The organism is Sphingomonas sp. (assembly GCF_031380695.1).
Lineage (GTDB): Bacteria > Pseudomonadota > Alphaproteobacteria > Sphingomonadales > Sphingomonadaceae > Sphingomicrobium.
The window spans coordinates 1-4,704 of record NZ_JANMWY010000058.1; the positions used below are offsets into that span (position 1 = coordinate 1).

At 63.4% G+C, this 4,704-nt stretch carries 6 protein-coding genes; 2 read left to right on the forward strand and 4 right to left on the reverse strand.

Translation table 11 applies throughout. The annotated features are described in order from the left end of the window. A partial coding sequence (locus tag RMN84_RS02380) for a UvrD-helicase domain-containing protein (RefSeq protein WP_309610609.1) occupies nt 1–363 on the reverse strand: 363 nt, incomplete at its 3' end. A 770-nt stretch (nt 364–1,133) separates the two neighbouring features. On the opposite strand from RMN84_RS02380, the gene RMN84_RS02385 reads away from it, so the two are divergent. Then, the gene (locus tag RMN84_RS02385; RefSeq protein ID WP_309610610.1) at nt 1,134–2,375 is read left to right on the forward strand and encodes a pyridoxal-dependent decarboxylase; all 1,242 of its coding nucleotides are present in this window, start codon (nt 1,134–1,136) and stop codon (nt 2,373–2,375) included. 60 nt (nt 2,376–2,435) lie between these two features. Here RMN84_RS02385 and RMN84_RS02390 read toward each other — a convergent pair whose 3' ends face one another. Both RMN84_RS02390 and RMN84_RS02395 read right to left on the reverse strand, forming a co-directional pair. Beyond that, nucleotides 2,436–3,128, reverse strand: coding sequence for a hypothetical protein (locus RMN84_RS02390; RefSeq protein ID WP_309610611.1), 693 nt, complete (start codon nt 3,126–3,128; stop codon nt 2,436–2,438). Nucleotides 3,129–3,217: 89 nt separating this feature from the next. Then, the gene (locus RMN84_RS02395) at nt 3,218–3,586 is read right to left on the reverse strand and encodes a cupredoxin domain-containing protein (RefSeq protein WP_309610612.1); all 369 of its coding nucleotides are present in this window, start codon (nt 3,584–3,586) and stop codon (nt 3,218–3,220) included. 136 nt (nt 3,587–3,722) lie between these two features. Here RMN84_RS02395 and RMN84_RS02400 point away from each other — a divergent pair, with 136 nt between their 5' ends. After that, on the forward strand, nt 3,723–4,046 hold the full coding sequence (locus RMN84_RS02400) for a hypothetical protein (RefSeq protein ID WP_309610613.1): 324 nt from the start codon (nt 3,723–3,725) through the stop codon (nt 4,044–4,046). A gap of 121 nt (nt 4,047–4,167) precedes the next feature. On the opposite strand, the gene RMN84_RS02405 is transcribed toward RMN84_RS02400, so the two are convergent. Continuing rightward, nucleotides 4,168–4,578, reverse strand: a complete 411-nt coding sequence (locus tag RMN84_RS02405; protein ID WP_309610614.1) for a DUF3597 domain-containing protein — start codon at nt 4,576–4,578, stop codon at nt 4,168–4,170. Nucleotides 4,579–4,704: the final 126 nt, after the last annotated feature.

Genomic DNA, 4,704 nt, shown 5'->3' on the forward strand with positions numbered 1-4,704 from the left:
GGTGAAGTTGGATTGCAGCCCGACCAGCTCGGCATTGCTGCGCAGCATCTTCGCGGCCACGCTGTGGAAGGTGCCGAGCCATGGCATCCCCTCGATTGCCCCACCGGAGATGCGCGCGATGCGCTCCTTCATCTCGCGCGCCGCCTTGTTGGTGAAGGTGACGGCGAGGATCTGCGACGGCCAGGCGCGGCGGGTGGCGATGATGTGAGCGAGTCTAGCGGTCAGGGCGCTGGTTTTACCAGTGCCGGCCCCGGCGAGGACGAGCACCGGGCCTTCGGTCGTGAGCACCGCCTCGCGCTGCGGCGGGTTGAGGCCGGTCAGATAAGCGGGGTTACTGGCGATCGGGGCAGGGGATTCGGGCACGAGGACGAGGTAGGCGGCGCGGAACGAAACGGCAACCTAAGCGCAGTCCGACTTATCCGCACTATCCCCGTTATCCACAGACCCGATGGTGAAGATTCCGCTTTGAACGACTCGGTTCGAGGCGCATATTGCAATGGTGATCGGGGCAGCGGCTTCGGGCCATCGGCGGGAAGGGCAACCGGACCGAAGACGACCAGAGACCAAAGCACCGATCTCCGCCGGCAGGCGATGGTGATGCGAAAGAGACGTTGAAATCCCTCGGGACGTAGGCAGATCTGACGCTCATCGGACCAGCTGGCAAGAGGCGCCGGAAGAGTCGATCTTTCTGTCGCAGCTGCCTGAACCTCTCGGGGGAATGGAAAGCGCGAAAAGAGGGTTGATCCAAGAAGGGCCGCGGAACGTGGAGAACCCGTCCTCGGATTGGGATCGAAACGGGAAGCGACGCCTGAGCTGGTGAGCCAGGATCGAGAGACGGGGAAGCGCAAGCCGACCAGGTCACGAATACCGGCAGATCCTTCGCTCGGCGCAGTGGGGGCTGGCAGCAATGCCGGCCCCCATTTCTCGTTTGGTGGCAAGCGCGTTTGGCGCAAGCCGCCGGTTTTCGATCGGCGGGGTTACATTGCCCTCCCGAATGACCGCGCTCGATCAGGCTCCCCTGAGCCGTCGTGGTTGCGTCTGTGATGGCAATAGGGATAGTTAAGCTCTCGTCTTACGGCAGCGGCACAGGCACTTTCATCGCGCATGTTTCTGAGCTCATGATAGTGCAAGCCATGCGATCAAAACCCGGCGGCAAAATCGACGAAGCATTCGATGTCCAGAACGAGGCCTTATCAGAGGCGCTGCGACTCCTGTCTGATCAAGGTGTAGTGAACCCCGTCGCGGCCCTTTCCCTGCTTCCGTCTAGCTTGCCCGAAGCAGGCGCCGGGGAAAGGGAGTTGCTTCCCCGGCTGGCTACTCTGGTTCTAGGCGGGGCCCAGCGGCTCGATGACCCCTTGTCGTTTGCCCATATGGACCCACCGACACCTTGGCTGACGTGGGCCATGACGTTGTGGAACGCGCGGCTGAACCAGAATTTGTTGCATCCCGCGACCGCGCCGGCCGCGCGCATCATCGAAGCGCGCACGGTCGCCTGGCTTGCTCCTTTTTTCGGGATGGACGGCGGTCATATGGTGCCGGGTTCGACGGTCGCAAATCTAACCGCGCTGTGGGCCGCACGCGAACTTCGAGGGATTGACGAAGTCGTTGCGGCCGACACGGCGCATGTTTCCGTTGAGAAGTCGGCGCGACTGCTTGGCCTTCGCTTCCGTCCGCTGCCGACGGACGACCAAGGTCGCCTGTTGCCAGAAACGGCGGTTGGCCTCGATCGGGCATGCCTCGTTTTGGTGGCGGGATCGACGTCAACCGGCGTAATCGACCCTTTGCATCTCGCGGGGTCGGCGGCGTGGACCCACGTGGACGCCGCATGGGCAGGACCGCTGCGGCTGAGCGACAAATATGCCGGGCGGCTCGACGGGATCGAGCATGCCGACTCGGTAGCAGTTTCGGCGCACAAGTGGCTGTTCCAGCCCAAGGAGTCCGCATTGGTGTTCTTCCGTAATACGGCGACGGCGCATGCGGCCCTGTCATTCGGAGGGGCTTACCTGGCCGCACCCAACATTGGCCTGTTGGGCTCGCACGGCGCAACGGCCGTTCCGCTGTTCGCACTGCTCTGGGCGTGGGGCCGCGATGGGTTGGCGTCCCGGCTCGATCACTGCATCGCGACATCCGAGAAATTCGCTGCCTTTGTCGCTGCCGACGAACGGCTGGAGTTGCTTGCTCAGCCGGAGACGGGTGTTGTGGTCTGGCGGCCCTGCGGCGAGCCCATCCAGGACTTTTACGTCGCATTGCCCGCTGGCCTGTCGTCCCGCACAACCGTCGCTGGAAGCGAATGGCTGCGGTGCGTCGCTGCGAATCCTACGGTGGATGTCGATTCCGTGATCGATGCAATTCTAAATGCATTCCGCCTGGCTTGAGTCCAAGGTCAAAGCGTTGCCCGCCTGAAACGTCATCGTCCTGATCGGCAATCGCCGGAGTTAGCCCCGCTGGTAATCACTGCGGCTGATGCGCAGGCGGGTGATTTGGCCGCGATAGTCGATACGGCAGTCGAATGTCATGTCAGCCTGTGCGCGGCCGTTGGCATAGCCATAGGGCTGGTTGCTATAGGCTTGGCCATTGTACGCCTGCTGGCGACGGTATGCGGGGTCGGTGCGTTCGCCGCGCGGGCCGTTGTTGTTGTCGTAGGCCTGATTGGTGACGCCGTTGTTGTAGCCCTGGTTCGCGTAGCCGCCGTAATTTCCGTAGCCATTCATGCCGGAATCGATCAGCCCCGAAATGCGCAACTCGTTCGAGCGGCGTTCGACGCGGGTGATCGATACCAGCCGGGCGGCGCCGTTCGCAATGACGCGATTGGGATAGCGCGGGTCATAGGCCTGGCCGTAACCCTGCTGGTTGTAACCCTGCTGGTTGTAGCCCTGCTGATATCCGCCATAGCCGCGCCCATCGGCGTCGGCGTCGATGCGCGCTTCGGCGGCGCGGGCGCACTGGTCGATCGCGGCGCGATCGCCGGGCTGGCCATAGGCGCCATACACGTTGTTGGCATCGCCGTTGGCGACGGGATATCCGTTCTGCGGATTGCCATATTGCGGATAATTTTGTGCGAGCGCGGGCGTGGCCGCGACGAGGGCGAGACTGGCCGCGACCCACGCCGCAGTGACGATGACCTTCATGGTCGTGTTCCTTGGTTGACGGCCGATAAGATACGGTCGTTTCAGTCGGTCAACGCGCAATGTCGCGGTCCGGGGCCGAGGCCCCGCCGTCAATCGACGATGATCGTCGCGCTCATGCCCATCATCTTGTGCGCGAAGTGGGTGCATTTGGCCTTGTAGGTGCCGCGCGCGGGGGTCAGGGTGACGGTGGCGGTGGCGTGACCGACAAGTTCGACCTCGCCGTGCGCGACCGGACCGTTGACGCCGCTGGCATGGGCGAAGAAGTTCGGGGCGGTGAAGTCGTGACCGCCGCCCGAGGAATTGGTGAACACCAGCCGCACCGGCTGGCCCGCAACCAGGTGGATGGTCGCGGGCGCGATGTTGAAATTGGACAAGGTGATGGCGACGCTGGTCGCTGGCTGCGCGGGCGCGGGCGCGGTGGCTAGCAGGGCGGCGAAGAGCAACGGGGCGCGGAACATAGGTGCCTCCTTGGGCTGATGCAGGTGAGTTTACGCCTGTTTTCGGGCGATGGCGAGGGTCGCGGGGGCGACGGCGCTTGCAGGGATTAGGGACTGCTGCCATTGTTCGTGTGGGGAGGCGAAACAGGCGCGTCCGATGAAACCCCATGCCCGATTGGCCGCAATTTTTTGTCTTGCCGTCAGCACTGCGATTCCCGCCAGCGCATCGACGCCGCAGGCGTGGGACCAGATGAATAAGCGGGTGAACCGCGCGTGCATCGCAATGTCGGGCATGTCACGGCCGAAATTGCTCGCGGCGAAGATCAGTTTCTCCGACACGATCGGGACCGAACTCCGCATGATGCGCGGGAGCGATCGCAAGGGCATCACTCATCGCAAGCTGTGCGCCTATAATCGCCGTACGGGGCGGACCGAGGTGCAGGACGCGGCCGACTGGAACGGGCCGACAATCAAGCCGTAACGGCCCGCCACGCTCACCACCAAATGAACAAGGGAACTGCGCTCTCGAGGGATGGCGGCGGGGGCAGTCCCGCTGCACCGACGACTACGGCCGCAACCAGCGGCCGCAGCGTCAGCGAAATTCAGTCCATCATATTGGCGGGGACGCGTCCGCCGTTGTCGGCCAGCGCCTTCATCACGGCCTTGTGCAGCCAGATGTTCATTTCGGCGCTACCGTTCTTGTCGCCGGTGTAACCCAGTTCAGTCGCAAGCTCCTCACGATTGGACAAGCTGGAGTCGATGCTTAGCAATTTCATCAGGTCGACGATCGACGACTTCCAATTGAGGTCGGGATGACCTTTGTCGGCCGAGATTTCATTGAGGACGCCCTCGACATCGACCGGCGCCGCGGACGTTGCAGCTTCAGTTAAAGTCGGCACTGCCCGGGCCTGAGCCGGGGCCGTAGTCGCGTCGACTGGAGCCGGTTGCGGGGCGGCTTGGCCTGCAGCCGGGTGACCGAAGATTGCATTCTTGATCGCAGAGAAAACGCCCATGGTTCAAGCCTCCAATCCATGCTTGAGGTCGCGCATCTGATCGTGCCCGCGCAGGACCGACGCATTGGCGGCCTCGATGACGGCACGGGTCTCGGGCGCTAGGCTGTCGGTCTTCAAGGCAGCTTC

Excerpts from the sequence above, each read along its gene's own strand:
- RMN84_RS02385 (WP_309610610.1), top strand. The coding sequence starts at position 1,134 with ATGCGATCAAAACCCGGCGGCAAAATCGACGAAGCATTCGATGTCCAG.
- RMN84_RS02390 (WP_309610611.1), bottom strand. The coding sequence starts at position 3,128 with ATGAAGGTCATCGTCACTGCGGCGTGGGTCGCGGCCAGTCTCGCCCTC.
- RMN84_RS02395 (WP_309610612.1), bottom strand. The coding sequence starts at position 3,586 with ATGTTCCGCGCCCCGTTGCTCTTCGCCGCCCTGCTAGCCACCGCGCCC.
- RMN84_RS02400 (WP_309610613.1), top strand. The coding sequence starts at position 3,723 with ATGAAACCCCATGCCCGATTGGCCGCAATTTTTTGTCTTGCCGTCAGC.
- RMN84_RS02405 (WP_309610614.1), bottom strand. The coding sequence starts at position 4,578 with ATGGGCGTTTTCTCTGCGATCAAGAATGCAATCTTCGGTCACCCGGCT.